The organism is Paenibacillus sp. 10L310 (assembly GCF_056395745.1).
In genome coordinates, this window is record NZ_JBFTKC010000011.1 from 92,602 (window position 1) to 116,222 (window position 23,621).

General features: G+C 47.3%; 20 protein-coding genes and 1 CRISPR repeat array. Of the genes, 9 read left to right on the plus strand and 11 right to left on the minus strand.

Features of this window, described 5'->3' with window-relative positions; translation table 11 throughout:
- Positions 1 to 78: 78 nt before the first annotated feature.
- The gene (locus tag AC1DE7_RS21500; protein WP_127549027.1) at positions 79 to 513 is read left to right on the plus strand and encodes a hypothetical protein; all 435 of its coding nucleotides are present in this window, start codon (positions 79 to 81) and stop codon (positions 511 to 513) included.
- A gap of 82 nt (positions 514 to 595) precedes the next feature.
- On the opposite strand, the gene AC1DE7_RS21505 is transcribed toward AC1DE7_RS21500, so the two are convergent.
- Together AC1DE7_RS21505 and AC1DE7_RS21510 are read right to left on the minus strand one after the other, a co-directional pair.
- Positions 596 to 766, minus strand: coding sequence for an aspartyl-phosphate phosphatase Spo0E family protein (locus AC1DE7_RS21505; RefSeq protein WP_076209783.1), 171 nt, complete (start codon positions 764 to 766; stop codon positions 596 to 598).
- 291 nt (positions 767 to 1,057) lie between these two features.
- Complete coding sequence (locus tag AC1DE7_RS21510) at positions 1,058 to 2,395, minus strand: transcriptional regulator (protein ID WP_282320067.1); 1,338 nt, start codon at positions 2,393 to 2,395, stop codon at positions 1,058 to 1,060.
- A 385-nt stretch (positions 2,396 to 2,780) separates the two neighbouring features.
- On the opposite strand from AC1DE7_RS21510, the gene AC1DE7_RS21515 reads away from it, so the two are divergent.
- Entirely contained in the window at positions 2,781 to 3,017 is a 237-nt protein-coding gene (locus AC1DE7_RS21515; protein ID WP_127549025.1) for a helix-turn-helix domain-containing protein, read from the plus strand.
- 228 nt (positions 3,018 to 3,245) lie between these two features.
- A CRISPR array of direct repeats spans positions 3,246 to 4,492; the repeat unit is 33 nt; unit sequence ATTTCAATCCACGCACTCCATACGGAGTGCGAC.
- Positions 4,493 to 4,712: 220 nt separating this feature from the next.
- Here the strand turns inward: AC1DE7_RS21515 and fni are convergent.
- From fni to AC1DE7_RS21560, 9 genes are all read right to left on the minus strand, one after another.
- Positions 4,713 to 5,780 (minus strand): type 2 isopentenyl-diphosphate Delta-isomerase, encoded by a 1,068-nt coding sequence (fni, locus tag AC1DE7_RS21520; protein WP_127549023.1) that lies wholly within the window; start codon positions 5,778 to 5,780, stop codon positions 4,713 to 4,715.
- A gap of 334 nt (positions 5,781 to 6,114) precedes the next feature.
- Positions 6,115 to 7,596, minus strand: coding sequence for a phytoene desaturase family protein (locus AC1DE7_RS21525; protein ID WP_076253626.1), 1,482 nt, complete (start codon positions 7,594 to 7,596; stop codon positions 6,115 to 6,117).
- A complete protein-coding gene (locus tag AC1DE7_RS21530; protein ID WP_076253627.1) occupies positions 7,593 to 8,741 on the minus strand; it encodes a glycosyltransferase family 2 protein in 1,149 nt (382 codons plus the stop codon). Before AC1DE7_RS21530 ends, AC1DE7_RS21525 begins: the two co-directional genes overlap by 4 nt.
- A 1-nt stretch (position 8,742) precedes the next feature.
- On the minus strand, positions 8,743 to 9,504 hold the full coding sequence (locus tag AC1DE7_RS21535; RefSeq protein WP_036612609.1) for a lysophospholipid acyltransferase family protein: 762 nt from the start codon (positions 9,502 to 9,504) through the stop codon (positions 8,743 to 8,745).
- Entirely contained in the window at positions 9,473 to 10,240 is a 768-nt protein-coding gene (locus AC1DE7_RS21540; RefSeq protein ID WP_127549021.1) for a carotenoid biosynthesis protein, read from the minus strand. Before AC1DE7_RS21540 ends, AC1DE7_RS21535 begins: the two co-directional genes overlap by 32 nt.
- Positions 10,240 to 11,112 (minus strand): phytoene/squalene synthase family protein, encoded by an 873-nt coding sequence (locus tag AC1DE7_RS21545; protein ID WP_127549019.1) that lies wholly within the window; start codon positions 11,110 to 11,112, stop codon positions 10,240 to 10,242. Before AC1DE7_RS21545 ends, AC1DE7_RS21540 begins: the two co-directional genes overlap by 1 nt.
- The gene (locus AC1DE7_RS21550) at positions 11,109 to 12,572 is read right to left on the minus strand and encodes a phytoene desaturase family protein (RefSeq protein ID WP_315370812.1); all 1,464 of its coding nucleotides are present in this window, start codon (positions 12,570 to 12,572) and stop codon (positions 11,109 to 11,111) included. The genes AC1DE7_RS21545 and AC1DE7_RS21550 overlap by 4 nt, the downstream gene beginning before the upstream one ends.
- Positions 12,569 to 14,119, minus strand: a complete 1,551-nt coding sequence (locus AC1DE7_RS21555; RefSeq protein WP_036612615.1) for a phytoene desaturase family protein — start codon at positions 14,117 to 14,119, stop codon at positions 12,569 to 12,571. Before AC1DE7_RS21555 ends, AC1DE7_RS21550 begins: the two co-directional genes overlap by 4 nt.
- A gap of 265 nt (positions 14,120 to 14,384) precedes the next feature.
- Positions 14,385 to 15,368 (minus strand): MerR family transcriptional regulator, encoded by a 984-nt coding sequence (locus AC1DE7_RS21560; protein ID WP_280530841.1) that lies wholly within the window; start codon positions 15,366 to 15,368, stop codon positions 14,385 to 14,387.
- 227 nt (positions 15,369 to 15,595) lie between these two features.
- Between AC1DE7_RS21560 and AC1DE7_RS21565 the strand changes: the two genes are divergently transcribed.
- The 7 genes from AC1DE7_RS21565 to AC1DE7_RS21595 all read left to right on the plus strand — a co-directional run bounded on the left by AC1DE7_RS21565 (position 15,596) and on the right by AC1DE7_RS21595 (position 23,295).
- Positions 15,596 to 17,071 (plus strand): phospholipase D family protein, encoded by a 1,476-nt coding sequence (locus tag AC1DE7_RS21565; protein ID WP_315370810.1) that lies wholly within the window; start codon positions 15,596 to 15,598, stop codon positions 17,069 to 17,071.
- A 126-nt stretch (positions 17,072 to 17,197) separates the two neighbouring features.
- Entirely contained in the window at positions 17,198 to 17,821 is a 624-nt protein-coding gene (locus tag AC1DE7_RS21570) for a TetR/AcrR family transcriptional regulator (protein WP_047840721.1), read from the plus strand.
- Positions 17,818 to 18,159, plus strand: coding sequence for a DMT family transporter (locus AC1DE7_RS21575; protein ID WP_017691902.1), 342 nt, complete (start codon positions 17,818 to 17,820; stop codon positions 18,157 to 18,159). The genes AC1DE7_RS21570 and AC1DE7_RS21575 overlap by 4 nt, the downstream gene beginning before the upstream one ends.
- Positions 18,159 to 18,473, plus strand: a complete 315-nt coding sequence (locus AC1DE7_RS21580; protein ID WP_017691901.1) for a DMT family transporter — start codon at positions 18,159 to 18,161, stop codon at positions 18,471 to 18,473. The genes AC1DE7_RS21575 and AC1DE7_RS21580 overlap by 1 nt, the downstream gene beginning before the upstream one ends.
- A 271-nt stretch (positions 18,474 to 18,744) precedes the next feature.
- A complete protein-coding gene (locus AC1DE7_RS21585) occupies positions 18,745 to 18,876 on the plus strand; it encodes a hypothetical protein (protein ID WP_280523080.1) in 132 nt (43 codons plus the stop codon).
- A 231-nt stretch (positions 18,877 to 19,107) separates the two neighbouring features.
- Positions 19,108 to 20,037: a TetR/AcrR family transcriptional regulator gene (locus AC1DE7_RS21590; RefSeq protein WP_164783302.1), complete on the plus strand. Its 930-nt coding sequence runs from the start codon at positions 19,108 to 19,110 to the stop codon at positions 20,035 to 20,037.
- A 33-nt stretch (positions 20,038 to 20,070) separates the two neighbouring features.
- On the plus strand, positions 20,071 to 23,295 hold the full coding sequence (locus AC1DE7_RS21595; protein ID WP_339284507.1) for an efflux RND transporter permease subunit: 3,225 nt from the start codon (positions 20,071 to 20,073) through the stop codon (positions 23,293 to 23,295).
- Positions 23,296 to 23,621 lie beyond the last annotated feature (326 nt).

A 23,621-nucleotide genomic window follows, 5' to 3' on the forward strand; every position in this document is an offset into this window, starting at 1 on the left:
TTTTATATTTATCCATTTTAATCAAAACTTTTGATCTCTTCTTATCGTTTATACCTCATAGGAAAGGAGTGGATCATATTGAACACACGTCGCCGATTCTCCAAAAAGAAAATGATTATCTTATCCGCTATCATACTCGGAATCGCCATAGTCGCTTTTATGAGCTTTCTGAATGCAATGGATCCCTTTCGCCACTTAAGGATCTCGATCTACAATCAGTCCGACTATGACCTCACCAATATTCAGGCTAGCCTAGTCCAAGGCGACAACTCGTTAAACAACAATGAGAGTGGCTCCACCTATGTATTCAATAAGGATATTCCCAGCGGAGCAAACGTGAAATTCGCCCCGCAGCTGAAACTTTCCGGGGAGGGGGTCGTCTCCTTGGCGTTTACGGACAGCCGCGGAAAAACCTATAACAAAACGGTTTGCGGTTATACCGAATACTTGTCCGGCAATTCCTACGTCACTGTAACCAATGAGAATGTCACCGTGAAAGATGAATGTATGTAATAGCGATACTTCGCTCTGTGGACTTATGTTAAAATATAGGGGCGAGCGACCCGCCAAAGTTTCTCGCCCAAAGTCGATTGAATTATTCAATCGGCTTATTTATTTTAACCTGATTGTATTGATTAATTAGATCATCAAGGACCATAGATTGCTGTATAACATGAGGATGAAGCAGATCTCCATAGTCCACCTTGAGTTGATAGAGCTTTTGTCTCGCTGCTTCGATCTGCAACTTGAGCTCACCACAATCCATATTCACCCCTCCCTGTTGTAACATTCTAGTCCATTCTGCTAATTAGTAGGAAATCAAGTGAACTCCAACACGAAAAAGCTCCCTTCAAAGTAGACAATTCACCATTCTACTTGAGGGAGCAGCTCATATTGATTTCAGAAACGCTGGTTAACTTCCCATGCCATGGCCATTAGTTGTCATGATTACTGGACGGTCTTTTTCAACGGGGATGGGTTGAGTTATAGGAACAACTACGCCTACTGCGATACTGCATGTAACTATCAATACTGCCAATTTCATCTTCTTTTATCTTCAAAGCTCCCGAATCAACTTATTGTAACGCAGTTTAACTTCTTCGACTGAACAATACCGAAACTCCTCAAACAAAGATTCGAGAATACCCTCTTTATTCTTAATTTTAATTGCAAAATCCAACCCTCTAAGGATAAACTCATATCCTTTGGTAAAATCTTGATGTTGTAGATAATATCTCCCTAGGCCGACAAGCAAAGTAACATATTGATCATTCGTATACTGCTCGCTGATTTTTCCAATACGACTGCTCTGTTCTTGGTAGATAAAATAAGAGTCATACGCTTCAAGAACTGAGTCAATGTTGATATCAAACCGATTTGCCGCATTCACAATTGCACATAAAGCAGGGAAGATTTCGTTTTCTCTCTCCGAGATGTAGTTCATATAACTTGGGATAACCTCTGTTTTACCTGACATTAATTCATATAGATAACAGTTGCCTTCTGCCCATTCCTCGAACTGACGAATAACAACGGTTTCCTCGTCACTCGGATTATTTACCCAGCTATAATCGGTGTACATAGATACATATTGAAGTGCCTTTTCATATTCTTCATAGTAGAAACAAGCTTCTCCAAGCGCTAAATATGCGTACAAAACGTAGAAAACAATCTGCTTTTTGGGTTTAGCCTCGGGCTCTTCAGATGTTACCCCTAATTCATAATGGATCATTGCTTTTAGTTTTAACTTGTCAGCAAGATTCTTCACCTTATCCCATCGGCGTAACGAAGCATACACATTAATCAAATCGTTCAATCCATCCAGCTGGTAGTGTTCATCAAGCCGATCTACAAAAAACTCAAACTGCGTAGCAAGTGTAAGATTGCTCAACTGATCCTTGGAAAGTCCGATTGTGAACAAACGATACTGACTTAGAGCCAACCGTTCAGAATGTTGCATTTTCTCACCCTCGGCTACACATACATACAAGGGCTTGGCCGCTTCCAACTTCCCTTCACGATATAACTGTTCAGCCAACTCGAACAAAAGTCGTGCATAGGAAAGATTATCCATAATTAGATTAACGGCTTCTTTCATATAATCGACCTTACCGAGTTCGGCACAACGGTATAAAAAGGGCCCAAGTCTTCGCCAATCCGGGCTCGTATGTACAAAACACTCATGTATGTATAATTCATAGAAGTAACCCTCTATTAGACCCATCCCGGCAGTAATTCGATCCAATTGCTGCATGCCTATGGGACGAAGCCCGTTCAGCGTACTACTCAACGTCCCTGAGTTAATTCCCGATATCTCAGAGAATTGATTGAGTGTCATATGGTTCGTTTTTAAGTAGTCTGCTAAATGATCACGTATTGTGGCTACTGATTTCAAAGGTACACCACCTTCCAAACAAAAATAAGCAATGGTCAATAAAATAATACTATATTTTTGAATTTAATATCAATATTTTACTTGTAAATAATTTACTTTTATTATAAAGATATTTATCTGCTTTGCTTAAAATGTTGTAAAAAATAGCCTGGAAGAGGGCTGGAGAGCCTTGTCATAGTATGCGATCAAGCATCAAATTCATATCCACACGGTCGGGAGTCCACAATAAGACATCCGTGAGAAATGTCATCGCATCCATACCACTCAATCTGTCCACGATTGACTCTAGCATCTCTCTTGCATTTCCTGTGATATGCTCAGCCAGGACTAACCCTCCAGTATATTTAACGTTAGGTTATCATTAAAGTGAAAGGTGGAATTGGCTATGTCTATAAAAATAAGATTGGGCGACACTTTAGATGCAGCCAGCGTCACTAAAAATGCACTGGCCAGGGAAGCAAAAGTTAGACCGAACCTTATCTATGATCTGTGCGAAGGAAAAACGAAAAGGCTTGATTTAGATACGTTGAATAATATCGTGAACACTCTACGGGCAATGACAGGAAATGATTACACTCTTACAGATGTTTTGGAGTACATACCGGATGATGACAAGGGGTAAAAAAACAAACTGGGCTGAGCATTGTCAATGGAGCCCTCACCTTCTCAATTTCAAAGAGAAACACAAACAAACCGTCCATGTTTACTTTGGACGGTTTGTTTGGCTTACTACTGAATTCTGGTTATGTTAAAACAAGCACAAAATAGATAAGGAGCTTTAAGGATTTGATAAGTTGAGCTCCATACGGAGTGCGACGATACGAACAGCCGATAAAGGCGATGTCATCATATTTCAATCCACGCACTCCATACGGAGTGCGACGTTTGCATGTTAGCTTCTGACTCACCTACAAATATTTCAATCCACGCACTCCATACGGAGTGCGACGTAAGGTCCTGGTAATCAATAACGCGCGGTACGTCGAATTTCAATCCACGCACTCCATACGGAGTGCGACCTCCAATACGTTGATAGGTACATTTTCCCATGGAAATTTCAATCCACGCACTCCATACGGAGTGCGACTTGGCGGTGACACAGATAGTTTCTTTACATCATTATTTCAATCCACGCACTCCATACGGAGTGCGACCAATCCTATGGAAGTATTTATGAGGTTCTACGAATATTTCAATCCACGCACTCCATACGGAGTGCGACCCTTGTGACAAGATCAGATAAACCAAGATCAACAAATTTCAATCCACGCACTCCATACGGAGTGCGACCAGCGCTAAGCGCGGGAGCAGCTACACTCAACATGAATTTCAATCCACGCACTCCATACGGAGTGCGACTACTTCCTTTTAAAATGCCTGGGATTGCCGACAGATATTTCAATCCACGCACTCCATACGGAGTGCGACTACGCCGTCTCATCCGTACGGGATTCCGCTAAATTTCAATCCACGCACTCCATACGGAGTGCGACATTCCCGCTTCTCTCCTTCTGGCTCAACTTGCGGAAATTTCAATCCACGCACTCCATACGGAGTGCGACGGAGGATACAAAAGTGAGTGAACAACTTCAAAAGATTTCAATCCACGCACTCCATACGGAGTGCGACCGATGGGCCCGGCGGAATTGCCAGAACGCGAAGTAATTTCAATCCACGCACTCCATACGGAGTGCGACTGTCAATGGTATGGTTCCCGGTGTTAGCCAGGACATTTCAATCCACGCACTCCATACGGAGTGCGACTGTCAATGGTATGGTTCCCGGTGTTAGCCAGGACATTTCAATCCACGCACTCCATACGGAGTGCGACTCTTTTATTCCACGCTCATATGCGTTGTTACCTATTTCAATCCACGCACTCCATACGGAGTGCGACCGTACAAGATACTGCTGCCGATAACACCATCAAGATTTCAATCCACGCACTCCATACGGAGTGCGACCACCTACCGCTTAGTGAAGACCTTTAATGGATGATTTCAATCCACGCACTCCATACGGAGTGCGACACAAAATAATGCAGACGCACAACGTTTGATGCAAATTTCAATCCACGCACTCCATACGGAGTGCGACAGCGAAACCACACGTAATAACGTCATCAAATCCAAAAATTATCACGCATTCTCAATCATTATACCAAATTATAGAAACATTTGTGATAAAAAACATCCTTCAACGAACACAAGTGTTGCCAAAAGGTCACGAAAACGATGTTTTCGACAAAATTCGAGGTGCGAATCCCCCAGGGAAATCATGTGAGCTTGGGGTTCGCACCTGTATTTCCACCCTCACTCTACCGCCGTTCCACAAGACGTGTTGTCTGCTTCAGATCTTCAATCTGCCCTGCACCAATACCAAACATCACAGTACGCAGTTCAAACTCAACCTGTTCCAGCCGCTCATTCAGCGCATCATCGGAAGCTACTGCGGATTCGAGAAGAGATCGACCAAAACCAGCGAGATCCGCACCGAGCGCGAGGGCTTTGGCCGCATCCACGCCAGTGTGCAGTCCACCGCTGCCAATCAGGGCACCAGTAGGATTCAGCGCTCGTACTTCCTGAATACACTCCGCTGTCGGAATGCCCCAGTCGGCAAAAGCTTCAGCTGCTGCCCGGCGTACCGGGTTATTGTTGCGGTACTTCTCTACCTGCACCCAGCTTGTGCCCCCTGCTCCGGCTACATCAATGAACGCGACACCCGCTTCATATAGGCGTTGAGCCGTCACGCCATCGATGCCAAAACCTACTTCTTTTACGCCAACAGGTACGTCTAGCTCACGACACAAGTTTTCAATCCGCTGAAATAATCCGCTGAAGTTGGTGTTACCTTCCGGCTGAAAGACTTCCTGCAAGGTGTTTAGATGAAGCACGAGCATGTCCGCACCCGCAATATCTACAGCACGCTGGAAGTCAGCTGTTGTGAAACCATAGTTCAGCTGCACCGCACCCAGGTTGGCAATGACCGGGATGTCTGGTGCCCAACGGCGGACATCGAAGGTACTCGCCAGTTCCGGCTGTTCCACGGCAGCCCGGATCGAACCTACGCCGAGCGCCCAGCCTCTGGCGTTTGCTACTCGGGCGAGGCGCTCATTGATGGCGCCCGTTGTTTTGCTTCCACCCGTCATCGAACTGATGAGCAAAGGTGTGCGTACTTTTTTGCCAATAAACGAAGTCTCCAGATGCACCTCTTCAAAATCCAGTTCCGGCAGTGGGTGATGGCGAAACGCAAACCGCTCCATACCGCTGGTTACCCCTTCTCCTGCCACATTCTCCTCAAGACAGAGGCGCACGTGCTCTAGCTTCCGTTCTCCCGTAGCCACTTCGGGAAGCAGCCGTTCGCCGGCTCGCTCTTGTTCATTCATGATGAGACCTCCTATGTGAGAATCGTGCGGATCGACAGGATAACCTGCCCGTTCCTTACTTCTATGTATATACGTCTTTTGCAAAAGACAAAAACATTAATCCTATAAGCATTGCAGCTCAGCAGTTTAACTCTATCCAGTATAACGTTCCAAACCGGCTATTGAAAGGATGCCCCGACACCAAATGTCTCACTTAAATCCCGGAGCACCACTATCTAATACCTACTCAACAGCACGGATCATCCGTAGCAGCTTCAAAGTTAATTAGCAGAGACGATACACACGCACATGGATCAACAAAACACATTTTCACTCCATCATCTGCACAACAAACTTATCTCAAGATTTCCGATGCCAATTGCTCACCAACAAGCTGTCCGGACAACGTCACTATCGGGGTTCCGCCGCCTGGATGTGTCGTTCCGCCGACGTACCAGAGTCCTTGTACATCTTTGCTTCGGTTGCCTGGTCGCATAAAGGTCTGCTTCACCGAGTTGGACGAGATGCCGTAGATCGACCCTTGATGCGCCAAGGTATCCAGTTCGATATCTCGCGGTGTGTACCGGATCAGCACATCGGATTCATTCAACCCGGTAATTCCCCGCGCCGCCAATTGTTCCAGCACAAACGCACCGTAACGTTCCGTCTGCTGCTCCCAATTCCATGAATCCGACAAATAGGGGGCATTGACCAGAATGAACAGATTACTGGCTCCCGCCGGAGCCATGCCCGCTTCCGAATAACCGGAATAACAGATGTAGATCGTGGGATCGGCGGGCATTTTACGGTCACGGAAAATATGGTCAAACTCCGGTTCATACCGTTCCGGGAAAAAGACCGTATGGTGTAACAACGCATCATATTGTCTTCTCACACCTGCCAGCGTCACAAATCCTGAAATGGAGGGCTCATACTTCCGTATGCGGGCATCGCTCATTTCTTTCCGATGTTCCGGTGCGAGCAGCAGTCGATTTATGCTAAGTACATCTCCATTGGCAACCACCTGATCGGCTTCCCGAAAGCCTTGGTCCGTGTCTACACCTGCCAATTTGCCATTCCGAACAACAATCTGTCGGACCTCTGTGCCGGTAATGATCTGTACACCTTTTTCCCGTGCCAGCCGGGTCATTCCTTCGATCAGTTGATAGGTTCCACCTTTGACCCCGTAGATGCCGACTTCTGCTTCCACATGCCCCATCATGGCAAAGATCGAAGGTGATTGATACGGCGATGATCCCACATAGGTCGCGTACCGTCCGAACATAGCCAGCGTATGCGGATGTTGGAAATATGAGCGCAGTAACTTATCCAGCTTCACCGTTGGCCGCACGCGGAGCAGGCTGCGCAGCATCTGAAGATTGTATTTGTCAGAAGGAGACAGCAGCAACTTACCCAGAAAATGACGATTGGCTTCCGCATATAGCGCGGCAGATTCATCCATAAACGCATCATAACGAGTTGCATCCTCCGGACTGTACGTAGCGATCTGCTCCTTCATCCACCCGCGATTACCTGACAAATCTACCACTGTGCCATCTGCAAATATATTACGCGTGCGCGGTTCTAACTCATATAATTGTACGTAATCTTCCATTGCTACTCCAGCATGGTCGAAGACTGAACGAAAGGTCGATGGCATCGTGATCGTGCTCGGTCCCCGGTCAAAATGATACCCGTCCCGCTCAATCTGCTGTAGCTTGCCACCTACATGTTGCTGCCGTTCCAGAATGGTCACCTGCACACCTTGTGAAGCCAGTCGTATTGCACACGACAGACCTCCAAATCCTGCACCGATTATAATGACGTTACCTCTCAACTGTACCGCCTACCTTTCCATACATACCCCTTGCCGGAGCGGCCTGCCTGCCAGGAAGCGAATCCGATGGCAATGACACAGGCCATGCTGACCGGTTGCAGAAGGGCAAGCCACCAGGGTTGTCCGCCAGCATGATCCGCTACTCTTTTTACAGCCATACCTAATAATGTTCCTAACAATCCATACAGAATGGACATCGAACTGCCCATAAGGAGTCCAATAATCAATCCTAGTGGAGGCACAATATACATCAGTGTATACATTAACATCGTGCCAAGCAGCAGCACGTCTTTGCGCCCCATACCTTCGTACATGTTTTTCTTATATCCGTTCCATACTTCTGCCCCGTTCTGATACATACGGGTATTTGTTACATCATGCACATCGGTCAGCATCACCGGATGACCTGCACGCTTGACTGCTTTGGCGAGACTCATATCATCCACCAGATGTGCCTGAATGGCAGCATGACCACCGGAAGCTTCGTAACTGGAGCGATGAATCAGCAAAAAAGCCCCCGTAGCGGCCACAAACATCGGACTGGATGATCTTCGTATCATGAAAATGGGCAGATGACTGATGATGGTGAAGACCATCATGGGTACAACAAGCTTTTCCATCCACGTCTTTGTTACCTGATAAGGAAAACCGGTTACCAGCCCCCCGCTCTGCTCACACCCTGCCGCAAGAGTCTGCCGAATGGCACTTGGCTCCAGACGCACATCCGCATCCACGAACATATACCATTCTCCCTTGGCCTCCTGAACCAGCCTGTGACACGCATAGGATTTCCCCATCCAGCCTTCGGGAAGATCAACGCCATGCAGCAAACGCACACGTGCATCCCGATCCGCAATCGCTTGTACCATGGCCGCTGTCTCATCTTCGGAGCGATCATCCAGCACCAATACTTCCATCCGGAATCCTGACATATCGCTCGCGAGCACACTTTCCAGACATCCTTCGATATGTAGTCGTTCATTTCTGGCTGGAATCAGCACCGAGACCAGCAGGTCTGGTGGTTGTATTCGGTCTGCTCGGAATGAACGCACTTTGGGCAGACAGGAGACGTTCCATAGAGCGAATAGCAACTGTATGCCCAATATGCAGGTAAGCACAATCCAGAAGATTTCAGATGCATTCATGCTAACGGTTCACCCGCTTTCGTGCCGCATCGTATTTTTCACTTGTCGAACGTACATGACGAATCAGTGGAATCGCATCTGGCAAACTTCCCTGCCCCATCCGTATAAGCTCTGATCTATGATCGTCTAACTGCTGTTCCAGCACATGGCCGAGTCTGGCGGCAATCTCTTCACTCTTCAACGCCTTCCAGTCTTCCATCACAGCCGGGCCCGCCTGCATCGATATTTCGGGTAAATCATGCTGAACCATCCCATGGCACAAGGTTACCGGTACAGCAATGGCATTTGGAGAACGACGAAGTAACAATCCGATGCCTGGACGGAACTGAATCGGTCTGGCCTCCTGATGCAGAATTTCTCCTTGGGGAAAAATCCAGACCCTTTTACCTGAATCCAATAATTCACTGGTGTACTGTAGAGAGGTCCGAATACCGGACGCACTCTCCTTATTGATCGAATACGCACCCAATTTACGAAAAAAAGCATATTGCTGAAGCTGTTGCTCCTCCATCATCACATAATGATCACCCCGCGATGTCTGCCTGGCCGCATGATAGAGCAGCAGACCATCCCACCAGGAGCTGTGATTCATGAAATAGATCACCGGACGAGTCGCTTCAATCGGGGAGTTGTCCCTGATGTCCACCTGCGGGTCCAGTGACCCTGTGAGCGTGAAGGAGCGGAAGCGCCGACGTAGCAGATAATAGTGATTGTATAAGGCAAAAATACGATTAAACGGTTTTGATTTTACGGCGCGAATCATAGAGCCAGCTCCCTTCGGCAAGAAGCACACCAGCAATGGCGATGATAAAGCTGCCCGTAATCCCTTCCTTTAGAGCAAGCAGGCCGAACAGAAGAATAAACAGCTGATACAACCATTTTGCACGCAGCAATGAGCTACGGTCATTAGGCATGGCCGGAAGGAAAAGGGACAAGAATGCACCCATGATAAACCAGCTTATGTAATTGGACCACGGAACACCGTAGAATCCACCTGGGGCTTGCCACTCCCAGAATCCTCTTGCATGCGCAACAGGGTCGAGTACCAGATCAAGAACAATCGCCCAGAACCCGGTCTTCACTGCTCGAAGCAGTCTGCCAGTCCACGTTGAACCACCGCCACTTAACAGCGCCGAGTTACCCACCACTGCGATCCAGGCGAAACCCAGCGTAACTGGCACACTGAACAGATGAATCCCGAAGAAGTCTGAGTAGGCATACTCGCCAAAAGGCCAATGCGTATGAACGCCTACCCACTCTACGCCCATACCTCCAAGCCAGATAATCACAGAGGATATCCAGAGTCCGGGTTTCAGCCAGATGACTGACTGGTCGGACAGGCCTGTCCGATTACGCCCTTGATAGATCAGATCCAGCACATACAATGCGTAGAAGATTAGAAATAAACCATTTGAAAAAGATAATACGTCAGGCACACCGATCGTTAGCATCAAGGTTGCTCCAATGACATACCACGCCCAGTAAAGCCACTGGATCATCAGGATACCGCCGTTCGGGAGGCTTGATAGGCCAGCATCGGGTAACGTTTCACAATCGCACCCAGCATCTCCAGTTTCAATTCATCGCTAACATATGCCCGCTTGGTATATACGTCATAGTCGTTGCGTTCAACGGCGTGTAGAATGGTGGAGTAAAAGGCTGCTGCCAGCTCGATGGAAAATGCACTTTCCGTTGGGTACGTATCCAGACGATCCATGCCAATACGGAACCAGTTCAATGCTGCAGCTTTTAATTCATGAACAATGGCAATAAAACGTTCGTCCACAACCCCGTCTTCAAAGTCCTGCTCGGTGTAACCATGCTTCTCCATGATTTCCAGCGGAACATATCGACGCACTCTGGCCCGATCTTCACCAACATCCCGAATAATATTAACGATCTGCATCCCTTTACCCAAAGCAATCCCGTTCATCGCTACTTCTGCGCCGTTATCATCTCTCAATACAGGCAACAACATCTCGCCTACGGTTCCGGCCACCAGATAACAATAATGCTCCAGTTCCTGCATCGTTGTATAATGCGTTACTTTAAGATCTGTGAGCTGCCCTTCCATCTGACGGAAAAATGGCCCCTTATCCAGATGAGGGAAACTGCTGAACAACCATCTCAGTGCTGGCCAGATAAAGTGTCCTTCCGCATCGTCTAGCCGATCAAACAAATCATGGATCTCGTGAATCGTATATGGCGAATGTTCCGGCTCGTCTACACTGTCATCAATCATGCGGCAGAAGGCATAAATGACATATACCGCTTCCCGACGTGGACTTGGCAGCCCTCTAAAGGCCTGATAAAAAGAGGAAGAACCCTTTTGCATCAACTCTTCACACCTGCTCAAAATCGCTTCATTCATGTTCCCATCTCCTTCATGAGTTGATTGACGGCCATCCGTGCACTCTGCATTACAATCGGCACTCCGCCACCTGGATGTACAGATGCTCCTGCGGCATATAATCCCTTTATATTAGGGAATGGTTTGGGTTGCGGTCGGTATACACCGGACTGGAATAATACAGGTGCTATACCAAAGCTTCCGCCCCCATAGAGCCCGTCTCGCTCTGCGTCAGCGGGTGTACGTACCTTTTTCCACTTGATCGCTGCACGAAGTCCCGGGAATCCACGTTGCTCCGCTTCTTCCAGTACCCGTTCTGCCAATGCTTCACTCTCCTGATCCCAGTCGACACCTTCGGCATCTGGTACGGGAATGAGGAAATATAATACACTCTGTCCTTGAGGCGCTGCAGTTTCATCCAATGCGACCGGATTAAATACGTAAAATGAGGACTTTGCCGGAATGCGTCGCTGATTGAACACTTCCTGCAAACTGCCTTCAAGACTCGGTGGCAGGAAGAACTGGTGCGTCGTTGCATCTTCCCAGGTTTTGTCCACGCCCACATAGAGCAATACACATCCGGAAGAGGGACGATACGGTTTTCTTTTACGTGCTACCTCTGGTGATTGTCCAAGCAAACCTGATAGATGGGGGAAATCACCATTGTAGATAACTGCATCCACATTTTCTGCGCCTGCTGCCGTTTCTATACCTTCACACACACCATTTTTAATCTTGAGTCCGGTCACTTCCGAATTCAGCACGACACGCCCACCACGTGATATCAGTTCCTGTTCCAGAATAGCCGGCAATGCTGCATATCCACCTTTGACCATCCAGATGCCATATTCATGCTCTGCGTAAGGCAAAAGGGAATAGATACCTGGCGTTCCAAACGGTGATCCACCGATGTATAAACTTTGCAGAGAGTACGCATCAAGCAATTCCTCATGCTCAAAATAATCGCCTACCGCTTTCCGGACACTTTTGTGTGCACGCAATCTGCCCATGAGTGACATGAGCGAAGGGGTGAAGAAATCCCTTTTGCGCGGAAAAGCCCTTTCCAGAAACGCTGCCCTGCCTGCCGGAAACAACGTGTCCATATCTTTCATGAATCGTGAGAATCCCCGGCTCTCTCCCGGGAACAAACGTTCAATCTCCGCCGTCTGTTCTTCACGTGAGGTCATCTTGGTCATGACACGACCACTGTGGTAATGCACTCTGTATAACGGATCACAGCGAAGTAACTCAATCTTCGAACGATCTACGCCTGCTTCCTCCATTATGCCAAGTAACATCTCCGGCAGCAGTACGATCGTTGGCCCCTGATCGATCCGATACTCGCCTTCCTGCTCATATCCAATGCGTCCGCCAACGCGGGAACCCCGTTCATACACGGTGACATCCCAGCCTTGACGGTTCAATAACAGTGCCGAAGTGAGTCCGCCAATCCCTGCGCCTACAATAGCGGCCCGCTTCATGAATGCCCTCTGGCTTCTGCCGTCTTCACATAAGAGGATGGCTTGGAACGTGTGCGTGCGTCCTCTTCCTGAATCAGTCTGACACTGATCCGTGCCGATTCGAAAATCGTGGGCAACCCGCTACCCGGATGTGTTCCGCCGCCTACCAGCCATACACTTTTCAACTCTTCAAACTGGTTATGGGGACGCAGATACATCATCTGACCCAGATTGTGTGCCATATTAAACGTTGCTCCGCGATACACATCCAGTTCAGTCTCCCAATCAAGTGGAGTGAACAGCATACATTCTTCAATACGGCTGCGTATGTCTGCCAGCTCAGGAATGCCTTCCATGCGTTTCATCATGGCCTCCTGCACATTCTCCCGTTCTGCCTCCCAATCAATGTCTGCGGTAAGGTTAGGCGTAGGCATAAGAACATACAAAGCGGATTTCCCTTCCGGTGCCAGCGTCGAATCAAGTCTGGAAGGGTTATGAATATATAGAGATGGATCGGCTGATAACATTTTATGCTTTGTAATCTCATCAACGTTTAACCGGTAGTCCTCGGGAAAATAGATCGAGTGATGCGGCAGATCCACATCACCATCCACGCCCAGATACAGCATTGCTGTAGAGCAGGAATACTTTTTGCGTTTCATTTTCTCCGGGGTATATTTCTTAAGCACGCCTGGTTCAAACAGATGGTTAACCGCATGTGCAAAGTCGGCGTTCACCACCACATGGTCTGCTTCGATGCGTTCACCGTTCTCAAGCAACACACCTTCTGCACGACCATTGCGAACGATGACCTGTTTCACCGGGGTGGAAGTATGTATGCGTCCTCCGTATTCTTCCACGACATCGGCCATGGCTTGGAAGATCCGATTCACGCCGCCAATGGGGTGGAACAATCCGTAGTGATGCTCAATAAACGATAATATGGTAAAGGTACCCGGACAATCCCAGGCAGACATGCCAAGGTATTTGGATTGAAATGTAAATGCCCAGCGCAGACGCTCGTCTGTAAAATAGCGGGACAAGATTCCATAGACTGTATTGTGGACATCAAGCTTAGGTAGAGCTGTTACCGCATCCTTGCGTAGATAGTCAGTCAGCTTGCCAAAAGGACGACGGAGCAGAGGCATGACTTTGCCAAACTTCACTTCTTCTTCTTGCATGAACCGAAGGTAATTGTCTTCATTGCCCGGAAACAATTCCTTAATCTGTGCAGCTGTATCTTCCCGATTACGAGAAGGCGTGAACACCTTATCACCAAAGTTCAGTGCGTACAGCGGAGTTAGCTCTTTCATATCCACATAATCGGATAATTTGCGTCCCACCACATCGAACATCTCTTCGATCAGCTGTGGCATCATCAAAAATGTAGCACCCCGGTCGAATCGATATTCACCCAGTTCCAATCTGGCAGAACGCCCCCCGATGACTGGCTGTTTCTCATACACATCTACCTCGTACCCCTGACCGGACAATAACATCGCTGCTGCAAGTCCACCTGGACCTGCACCAATGACAGCTGCACGTTTGCGTTGTTGATTCGGTATCATGCCACTCACCTTTCTATGTAGGGAATTCCTATAGTTCTTTAGCCCCTAACCTATTATTAAACCGCCCAAGAACACTTCAAGCGGTAACTAGCAAAAACATTATACAAATATAATACAAATATTATACGACCTTGTAAACCAAAAAATGACCCGTTGGTCAAAACACTCTACTAATCCATATATAAACACAAAAAACACCCTTTGATCACTTTCGTCAAAGGATGTCCTTTATACACTAACCTATTCAAATCATTTGAGATTATGTTTAATTATTGGCCTGTCCGAACCGCGCACCGGGTGATCGCTCGGAGAGATATTCACGCTCCATCCACGACTGCCAGTCCGCAGAACTCTCCGGCATAATCCATTGCGGATAACGCGCATGCTCTGCACGCTCATAGCCTTTACCTCCAAGTACAAAGCGAATATGCGGGAATTCGTTCATAATCCGCTCGACGAGCTGATCACACCGTTCAAGAAGCCCTGGACTTGTGATCGACAGGCAGACCAACTTGATCTTCTGCTCCCGGATAATCGGGAAGATACCTTCTTCTGGCGTGTTCGCACCCAGATACAGTACTTCCGCTCCATTTTTGCGCATAAAGAGAGAGAACAGCAGCAATCCGACCTGATGGTGCTCCCCCTCCGGACACAACGCCAGAACTTTGGGCAGATGCGGATAGATCGGGAACAGATGGAAAAACTGATAAAACCGCTGTGATATCAGCTGTGTCATGAAGTGTTCCTGAGCCACCGAAGCCCTGCCTTGCTCCCATGCATCTCCAACCCGGACCAGAATGGGCACCAACACATGATAGAACATCGAGTCATACCCATACATGGTGAACCCAAAATCAATCAAACCATTGGCACGTTCACCCTGAAAGTTGTAGAGCGAGTCATAGATCTGATCAGCCATGCGTGCGTAGGCTTCTTCCATCGTAGGCACCGGAGCCATGATCGGCGTGGGCACAGCCTCGGGCGGATTTAATTTGTTTACTTTCAACATCCGTACCGCTTCCGAAATATTGGTCTGATGTAGCTCAACCTGTTCTTTCAACCAGCGCAGATCCGCAACATTCTCTTCGGTATACATTCGATAACCCGATTCCGTCCGTTCAGGGGTGACCGCACTATACCGATTCTCCCAAGCCCGGAGCGTCACCGTCGGGATACCGAGCATGGCAGCGACTTGTTTGATGGAATACACCTTATTACCCACTTTCTTTCCTAAATGTCCAGATTTCAAAGGTTATATCATTGGTTCCCCGTCCTTGTCAGGCATATGAAAACCCTAACATTCTACAAAAATAATACACTCATTATACACAACGCTCAGACACCTGTCGATTGCATACTGCCAATTTTGCCATATGCGTTTTATGCTACATTCGTTATGCTAGCGGGTTCTCCTGCGTCAACGTTATCATCCGTGTGGTAATAGAAGTCAGCAAGTACAGAAGGGGGAGTCCACCGTTGGTCTCATTACGCCGCCATACATCAGACCGCAAGTCTTCACGCGGCAAATTTCCATACATACGAACAGGACTTGTCCTATTAGTCCTATGGCTCATCGCCGTCATGCTCTATCAGACCTACAAACCATTACCAGCGGGCATTTCCTACGAAAGTCCGGAGTATCGTGTGGATCAAGTCGAGTTCCTGCATGACCTCACTTATCCTTCCTCCGACGGACAGATGCAGCATGAACAACAGATATTCCAGCGCATGATGCAGATTGTCGAGGAAGCAGAGCAGTTTGTCCTGGTGGATATGTTCTTGTTCAATAATTATCAACATAAGGGACAGAACTTCCCACCTGTCAGTTCCGAATTTACCGAAGCGCTGGTCGCCAAAAAAAATCAACATCCTGATATGGACATCTGGTTTATTACAGATGAAGTAAATACCAACTATAACTCAGCACCCAATCCGTTGCTGGAACAAATGAAACAAGCAGGCATTCATGTGGTCATCACGGATGTGGACCCTTTGCGTGATTCAACTCCAGTATACTCTGCGGTCTGGCGGACCTTCTTCCAATGGTTTGGCCAATCTGGAGATGGCTGGATCAAAAACCTGATGGCCACGGATGGTCCGGATGTCACTGTGCGTTCCTATCTCAAGCTGCTCAATGTGAAGGCCAATCATCGTAAAGTTGTTGTTAGTGAGAAGACAGCGATTGTCTCTTCTGGCAATATCCATGATGCGAGTGCCTACCACTCGAATATTGCATTTGAAGTAACAGGTCCAATCATTGGCGATATTCTTCAGTCCGAGCAAGCTGTTCTCGACATCTCAGGCGGAGGCAAGGTTCCTGCCTACACAGCTCCTTCCTCGAATTCAAACACGGGAGATTTGCGAATACGCTATTTAACTGAAGGCAAAGTGAATGACGCTGTACTCCATGAGATCAATCAAGCTGGCAAAGGTGACACCTTATGGATGGGCATGTTCTATGTGGCCTCTCCGAAAGTATTGGAAGCCCTGCTGGAAGCCGCAAAACGAGGAACCGAGATCCGGCTTGTACTAGATCCAAATGAAAATGCTTTTGGTCAGGAAAAGATCGGGATTCCGAACCGTCCTGTCGCCGCTGAATTGCATGATAAATCGGACGGTAAAATACAGATCCGCTGGTATAACACCACCAAGGAGCAATACCATACCAAGATGATCTATCTTGCCAAAGCAACCGGAGATCATATTGTCCTAGGGGGTTCAACCAATTTCACCCCCCGAAACATGAATGACTACAATCTGGAGAATGATCTATGGGTTGCTGCACCTCCAGACAATAAGTTCACACTCGATATCGCGAATTATTTTGAGCGCATATGGAATAATAATGATGCCGAGTTCACGTTAGACCTGGATGAGTTCCAGGAGAAGACTACGTTTTTGAAAGGTATCCTATATAAGCTGCAACTGATTCTGGGTCTTACGACCTTTTGATCAGAAACCACATCCATACCTGTTATATCCGCCTGTACTCTACTGTGCAGGCGGATATTTTCATCTTGACAGGTGATGTAAAGTGTGGAAATATAATTACCTAACGACCGTTAGGAAGGTGATTGAATGACTGCACAATCCATTCGGGATGCAGCCCTGTTCCATTTTGCCAGAGATGGCTATGAGGGAGCTTCTCTGAGAGCAATTGCTGATGAAGTCGGGATTAAAAAACCGTCCATATATGCGCATTTTAGCTGCAAGGATGACTTGTTTTTACACACACTGGACTTTGCATTTCACGAGGTAACACGGCACACACTGGAATATTTCCGTGATCATGCGGATCTGCCATTGGAGCAGAGGCTGAAAGGCTTGTTGATCTGGTTCGAACAAGAATACAATGCCCATGCTTCGGCTCGTTTGATGTTGCGTAATTGTTTTTACCCCCCCCTTTCTCTGTATGGCGAAGTGATGGATCAAGTGTATCCGTTTATCGATGGTATGGAACGTGCACTGACTCGTTTGCTGCAAAGGGCAATGCGTAATGGAGATATTCCGGCCATTCCCGCGGAACAGGCTGCCATTGCATTCATGACGTTTCTGGACGGTATTACCGTGGAAATTATCTATGGAAGTTCCCGTCGGTACAAGAGACGGTTGGAAGCAGCCTGGCCTGTATTTTGGCATGGCATTCATCATTTGAACGACGAGGCGCACAGCGTTGTGCCGGAAGGAGATTTAACAACATGAATCGCAACTGGTTATATGTATTTATCGGCGGAATTATTGAGATTGTCTGGGTAAGCGGGCTGAAACATGCCTCGAATGCCTGGGAGTGGACTTTAACGGGGATTGCCATCGTGATCAGCTTTGGACTGATCATTGCCGCTTCCAAAAGGCTACCTGTGGGTACGGTGTATGCCGTCTTTACGGGAATTGGTACGGCGGGTACCGTCCTTACGGAAATGGTATTGTTTGGTGAGCCGTTCCGCTTGGCCAAAGTATTGCTCATCGGGTTGCTGCTCTGCGGCGTAATTGGACTGAAGCTGGTAACGGATCAGCAAGAAGCCAAAGGAGGTGCAGTATAATGGCTTGGATGGCAATTGTAGGTGCAGGGATATGTGAAATTTTCGGCGTAATCGGTATTAATGGTGCTTCCACCAAAAAAGGATGGCCATACATCGTACTTATGCTGGTGTCGTTTGTGTTCAGCTTCTCGTTGTTGTCCTACGCCATGACGTCCATTCCGATGGGCACAGCATATGCCGTGTGGACGGGAATCGGGACGGTCGGCAGTACGTTAACAGGCATGTTCCTGTTCGGTGAACGGAAAGAAGCGAAGCGTATCCTGTTTATCGCGATGATTTTGGTGGCAGCCGTTGGTTTGAAACTGATCACATAATGGAACGAAATGAAGTTACACTTTATATCTCCGGTGATAGCATACGCTTCCGAAGAAGCTTTCTTACAGAAAGCTTTAAGGCGAACACTTCGTTTCTTCAAGTCAGTTCTGCAATCTCCGTTATCGTGTAATTCTTAGCTTCCATTATGATATCTATTAAATTCTGTAATATAAAAAAGACGACTTCGATCAGAAAGTCGTCTTTTTTGGGGAATGATATAAATAGGGAACCTCTTTATACTTTGCCACGTAAGAAAGGATGTCGTAAATCATGAAAAAGTTATTGGCACGCATGGGCTCTTATACAGGGTATACCCTTCTGATCGGCATGGCCATTTTCTATCTCATCGCTCTAGTCGCCATTATTATACTCGCCTTGTACGCCTTCACTGGAGGAAACTAACTTAAACGTTCTTGATACCTTATCCATATCGTACATACAAGCTACGCCTTGTTACTTGCCGTCTCTCCTTCCCTTTGATCAGCCACTTTTCCCCATATACATTTTCCAATTTACTCCCATTTGAATTCCTTTAACCAGATCGTTTATACTTATTTTGACCTTAAAGTCAATTCAAGAACTCACAAGTTCCCTGATGAGGTGAATGTATCTCTAATGAACCCTATACATGAGATGAATGAGAAGAAAAAGCTCATCATTACTACAGCACTCAAGTTATTCTCATCCAAAGGCAGTGCTGCAACATCCATGCAAGAGATTGCAGAATTATGCGGGATGTCCAAAGGCAGCCTCTACATCATGTTCAAATCCAAAGAGGAATTAGAAGCCAGTACTCTGGAGTACTGCATGTACACGCTCATGGACGAGATGACACAGATTGAGCATGAAACCAGCCTTACCTCGCGTGAACGTCTGCACAAGCAAATTGAGACACTGTTGATCCATGTTGCCGAGCTCAAGGAATTTTTGCGAGTACAGATGCGCAGCATGATGATGGATGATGAACAGCAACGCAAGGAACAATGCCATCCGCTGCAAAGAGATCTGGAAGTCCGTACCTTACATTGGTTTAAGGATAAGCTGGAGGAGCAGTACGGATCGGAGATTGAACCTTATACGATTGACCTTATTTTGCTGACACAGGGGCTATTCCTTTCCTACGTCAAGATCTGGTTTACAGAGATGCCGTCCCTTACTGTTACCAAAATGGCAACAAATTTACTGCAAATGATGGATTATGCAGCGCACGGATTCCTTAAGCAGCGACCTTTGCCTTTGATTCCTTTGGAGGACTGGCCTGCATGGATTACCGAACCCCATCCGGATTCCACGGTGATGCGGCATCCTATTCATATTATCAAGCAAATGCAGGATATTGCTGCCTCCGAATTGCCTGCTGGGCAACCAAAGAATGATGTACTTGAGACCATTGCCATTCTACGGCAGGAGATGATGGAATTCACACCGCGGCGTGCCATTATTCTGGGCATGATGCACAATCTGGAGAACGTAACTGCCATTCAATCTTTGCACTCCGAGCTTCAGCATATTCTGGATGCCATGTATAGCCGGTTCATCCAAGCTGACTCGTCACACACATAAACAGGAGAAACAGAGAGGAGAAGAAACCATCGTATGAAAGGTATTATTAATTTTTCACTGAACAACAAGTTTGCGATTTGGATTCTGACGATTATCATCTCTTTCGCAGGTTTGTACAGCGGATTGACGATGAAACAAGAGACAATTCCGAACATCAACGTACCGTTTCTGAATGTCACTGCCATTGATCCGGGGGCTGCACCGGAGGGAATTGTTGAGGATGTCACGAAGCCGCTGGAAGTAAAACTACGCAATGTAGATGGCGTGAAGACGGTGACCTCCACTTCCATGGAGAACGCAGCATCGATCACACTCGAATTTGATTATGGAACAGATCTGACCAACGCAACTGCAACCGTTCGTGAGGCACTGAATGAAGTTCAACTGCCTGACAGTGTGCAGAAGCCGACCATTTCCAAGTTCAGCATTAACTCTTTCCCGGTTGTATCTCTGAGCCTGTCCGACAAGGACGGCGGTGACCTGGAACAATTGACACGACTGGTTGAATCGGATATTCAGCCTGCACTCGAAGACATTGACGGTGTAGCTCAAGTTCAGGTGTCCGGTCAATATGTGAAAGAAGTTCAATTGAAGTTTAACCAAGCCAAAATGGCCGAGCTGGGCCTAACGGAAGATACGGTAAACGGCATCGTTCAAGGTTCATCCATTCGTGTGCCCCTTGGACTGTTTGAACTGGATAAATCCCAGAAAGCCGTTGTTGTAGATGGTAACATCATCGACATCGATGATCTGAAAAACCTTACCATTCCAGTTGTACCCGGCGGTGCCGGTGCTTCCGCAGGCAATGGTTCAAACGTAGCCCCACAAGGCTCTGGAGCACCAACTGGTGAAGCTGGTCAAGGTACCGCTCCAGGTGCTTCACAAGGAACGGACCAAGCCGCTGGTGGTAATGCCGGTGTAGGTAGCCCTTCAGGTGCTGCCAACGCAGCTGGTATCCCGACAGTGAAATTAAGTGAAATTGCCAAGATCGAAGTCATCGGTCAAGCGGAATCCATTTCCCGGACAGACGGCAAGGAATCGATTGGTATTTCCATTGTAAAATCCAACGATGCCAACACGGTTGATGTCGTTAACGCAGTCAAAGATAAAGCGGAAGAGTTGCAATCGCAGTTCAAAAATGCTGATTTGACTGTCCTGCTCGACCAAGGTAAACCGATTCAGGACTCGGTGAACACGATGTTGGGCAAAGCCATTTTTGGCGCTTTGTTTGCCATCCTGATCATCCTGCTCTTCCTGCGTAATATTCGTTCAACCATTATCTCCATTATCTCGATCCCGCTCTCCTTGCTCATGGCATTGACTGCGCTCAATATGATGGATATTACTCTGAACATGATGACGCTGGGTGCGATGACAGTTGCCATCGGACGGGTTGTCGATGACTCCATCGTTGTTATCGAGAACATCTACCGCAGATTAACACTCAAAGGTGAGAAACTGAAAGGCCGTGAACTGGTTCGTGAAGCAACGCGCGAGATGTTCATTCCAATTCTTTCTTCCACCATCGTAACGATTGCTGTATTCCTGCCACTGGCATTGGTAAGCGGTATGGTCGGTGAGTTATTCACGCCATTTGCACTGACCATGGTATTCGCTTTGCTGGCATCCCTGATCGTTGCCATTACCATTGTGCCGATGCTTGCGCACACCCTGTTCCGTGGAGGGTTGAAGAACAAACAGAATCACGAAGAAAAACCAGGCAAAATGGCGGAAGGTTACAAACGCCTGCTGAACTGGACTCTGTCACACAAACTCATCACGGTCAGTATTGCAGTGATCCTGCTGGTCGGCAGTTTGTTCCTGTACCCGTTCATCGGTGCAAGCTTCTTGCCTGAACAACAAGATAAATATGTGACCATTACGTACAGCCCACAAACAGGAGCTTTGCGTGAAGATGTAGAAAAAGAAGCACTTGTTGCCGAGAAGTGGTTGCTGGAACAACCGGGTCTGGAGAAAATGCAATATTCCATCGGCGGAAGTAATCCACTGAGCAGCATGGGTGGCGGTGGTTCCAACTCGGCTCTATTCTATATTGAATATAACGAAGACACGAAAGACTTTACCAAAGTGAAGGAACAGCTTGTAGAAGGTCTGAAGAAAGAAGTTACCGTAGGTACCTGGAATGAGCTCGACATGTCCGGCGGTCTGGGTGGTAGCGGCCTGAGTCTCTCCATCTATGGCGATAATGTAGAGCAACTCAAACCTGTATCGGATGAAATTCTGAAACTGGTTGAAGCGGATAAGGATAATTTTGAAAAAGCAGATACAACACTTGCTGACACCTACGGGCAGTATACGCTCGTGGCGGATCAGGAGAAATTAAGTTCCCTGGGCCTGACTGCAGGCCAACTGGCGATGACGCTGAGCCCGGCACGGGAACGTCCTGTGCTTACGGAAGTCGATATTGATAACAAAACGTACAAAGTATATGTAGAGACAGACAACAAATCATTCAGCAGCATTAAAGAGATTGAGGATGAAACCGTCACTTCACCGCTTGGCATTGAAGTACCAATCAAAGATGTTGCCAAAGTGGAAGAAGGTACGTCCCCGAACTCCATTATGCAAATTGATGGTAAAGTTGTTGTACAAGTTACAGCCAACATCCTGGCTTCGGATGTAACGAAAGCTTCGAGTAACCTACAGGCTGAGATCGACAAGCTGGATCTGCCTGATGGCGTTGAAGTGAAGTTCGGCGGTACAACCGAACAGATTAATGATACCTTTACTCAACTGGGTCTCGCCATGCTGGCGGCCATCGCCATTGTATACTTCGTGCTCGTTGTTACATTCGGCGGCGGATTGGCACCATTCGCAATCCTGTTCTCCCTGCCATTTACGGTCATTGGTATTATGGTAGGTCTGTTCATCGCTGGTGGTACGCTCGACGTCTCCGCCATGATGGGTGGACTGATGCTCATCGGTATCGTGGTCACCAACGCTATCGTGTTGATCGACCGTGTTATTCACAAGGAAAAAGAGGGTATGCCTACCCGTGAAGCCTTGCTGGAAGCCGGTGCAACTCGTCTGCGTCCAATCCTGATGACCGCTCTCGCGACCATTGGTGCCCTGTTGCCGCTGGTAACGGGTCTCGAAGAGAGTGCGGGTATCATCTCCAAAGGACTCGGAATCACTGTAATCGGCGGTCTGATCAGCTCCACGCTGCTCACGCTGGTTATCGTACCGATTGTGTATGAGTTCCTGATGAAATTTAAAAAGAAAAGAATCGAAGATTAAGAAGTCGTTGATTGTACTCATGTAACGGTTCGAGTACAACTTAAATACAGACTATAATATTAGCTTCTCGCCCCTTAGCGCATATTGGAATGATTGAATTCCGATGTGATGTTAAGGGGCTTTTTTTATTTAAGCATTTTGCATAAATCCCATGAGCGTCTTCCAATCAGCAAGATATAGATCGAAATGATTCTATTCGTCTATATTTTGTACCCGTGAACGATTGGAATCGAATTATGCAAAATGCTGATGAAAATTCACACGAGACATAGACTGACATATAAATTCTTTATTTTAATCAAAATCACAAAAAGAACAGTCCCATT

Excerpts from the sequence above, each read along its gene's own strand:
- AC1DE7_RS21545 (WP_127549019.1), bottom strand. The coding sequence starts at position 11,112 with ATGAATGAAGCGATTTTGAGCAGGTGTGAAGAGTTGATGCAAAAGGGT.
- AC1DE7_RS21535 (WP_036612609.1), bottom strand. The coding sequence starts at position 9,504 with ATGATTCGCGCCGTAAAATCAAAACCGTTTAATCGTATTTTTGCCTTA.
- AC1DE7_RS21590 (WP_164783302.1), top strand. The coding sequence starts at position 19,108 with ATGAATGAGAAGAAAAAGCTCATCATTACTACAGCACTCAAGTTATTC.
- AC1DE7_RS21595 (WP_339284507.1), top strand. The coding sequence starts at position 20,071 with ATGAAAGGTATTATTAATTTTTCACTGAACAACAAGTTTGCGATTTGG.
- fni (WP_127549023.1), bottom strand. The coding sequence starts at position 5,780 with ATGAATGAACAAGAGCGAGCCGGCGAACGGCTGCTTCCCGAAGTGGCT.
- AC1DE7_RS21550 (WP_315370812.1), bottom strand. The coding sequence starts at position 12,572 with ATGAAGCGGGCCGCTATTGTAGGCGCAGGGATTGGCGGACTCACTTCG.
- AC1DE7_RS21585 (WP_280523080.1), top strand. The coding sequence starts at position 18,745 with ATGAAAAAGTTATTGGCACGCATGGGCTCTTATACAGGGTATACCCTT.
- AC1DE7_RS21540 (WP_127549021.1), bottom strand. The coding sequence starts at position 10,240 with ATGATCCAGTGGCTTTACTGGGCGTGGTATGTCATTGGAGCAACCTTG.
- AC1DE7_RS21515 (WP_127549025.1), top strand. The coding sequence starts at position 2,781 with ATGTCTATAAAAATAAGATTGGGCGACACTTTAGATGCAGCCAGCGTC.
- AC1DE7_RS21580 (WP_017691901.1), top strand. The coding sequence starts at position 18,159 with ATGGCTTGGATGGCAATTGTAGGTGCAGGGATATGTGAAATTTTCGGC.
- AC1DE7_RS21530 (WP_076253627.1), bottom strand. The coding sequence starts at position 8,741 with ATGAATGCATCTGAAATCTTCTGGATTGTGCTTACCTGCATATTGGGC.
- AC1DE7_RS21575 (WP_017691902.1), top strand. The coding sequence starts at position 17,818 with ATGAATCGCAACTGGTTATATGTATTTATCGGCGGAATTATTGAGATT.
- AC1DE7_RS21505 (WP_076209783.1), bottom strand. The coding sequence starts at position 766 with ATGGATTGTGGTGAGCTCAAGTTGCAGATCGAAGCAGCGAGACAAAAG.
- AC1DE7_RS21555 (WP_036612615.1), bottom strand. The coding sequence starts at position 14,119 with ATGATACCGAATCAACAACGCAAACGTGCAGCTGTCATTGGTGCAGGT.
- AC1DE7_RS21570 (WP_047840721.1), top strand. The coding sequence starts at position 17,198 with ATGACTGCACAATCCATTCGGGATGCAGCCCTGTTCCATTTTGCCAGA.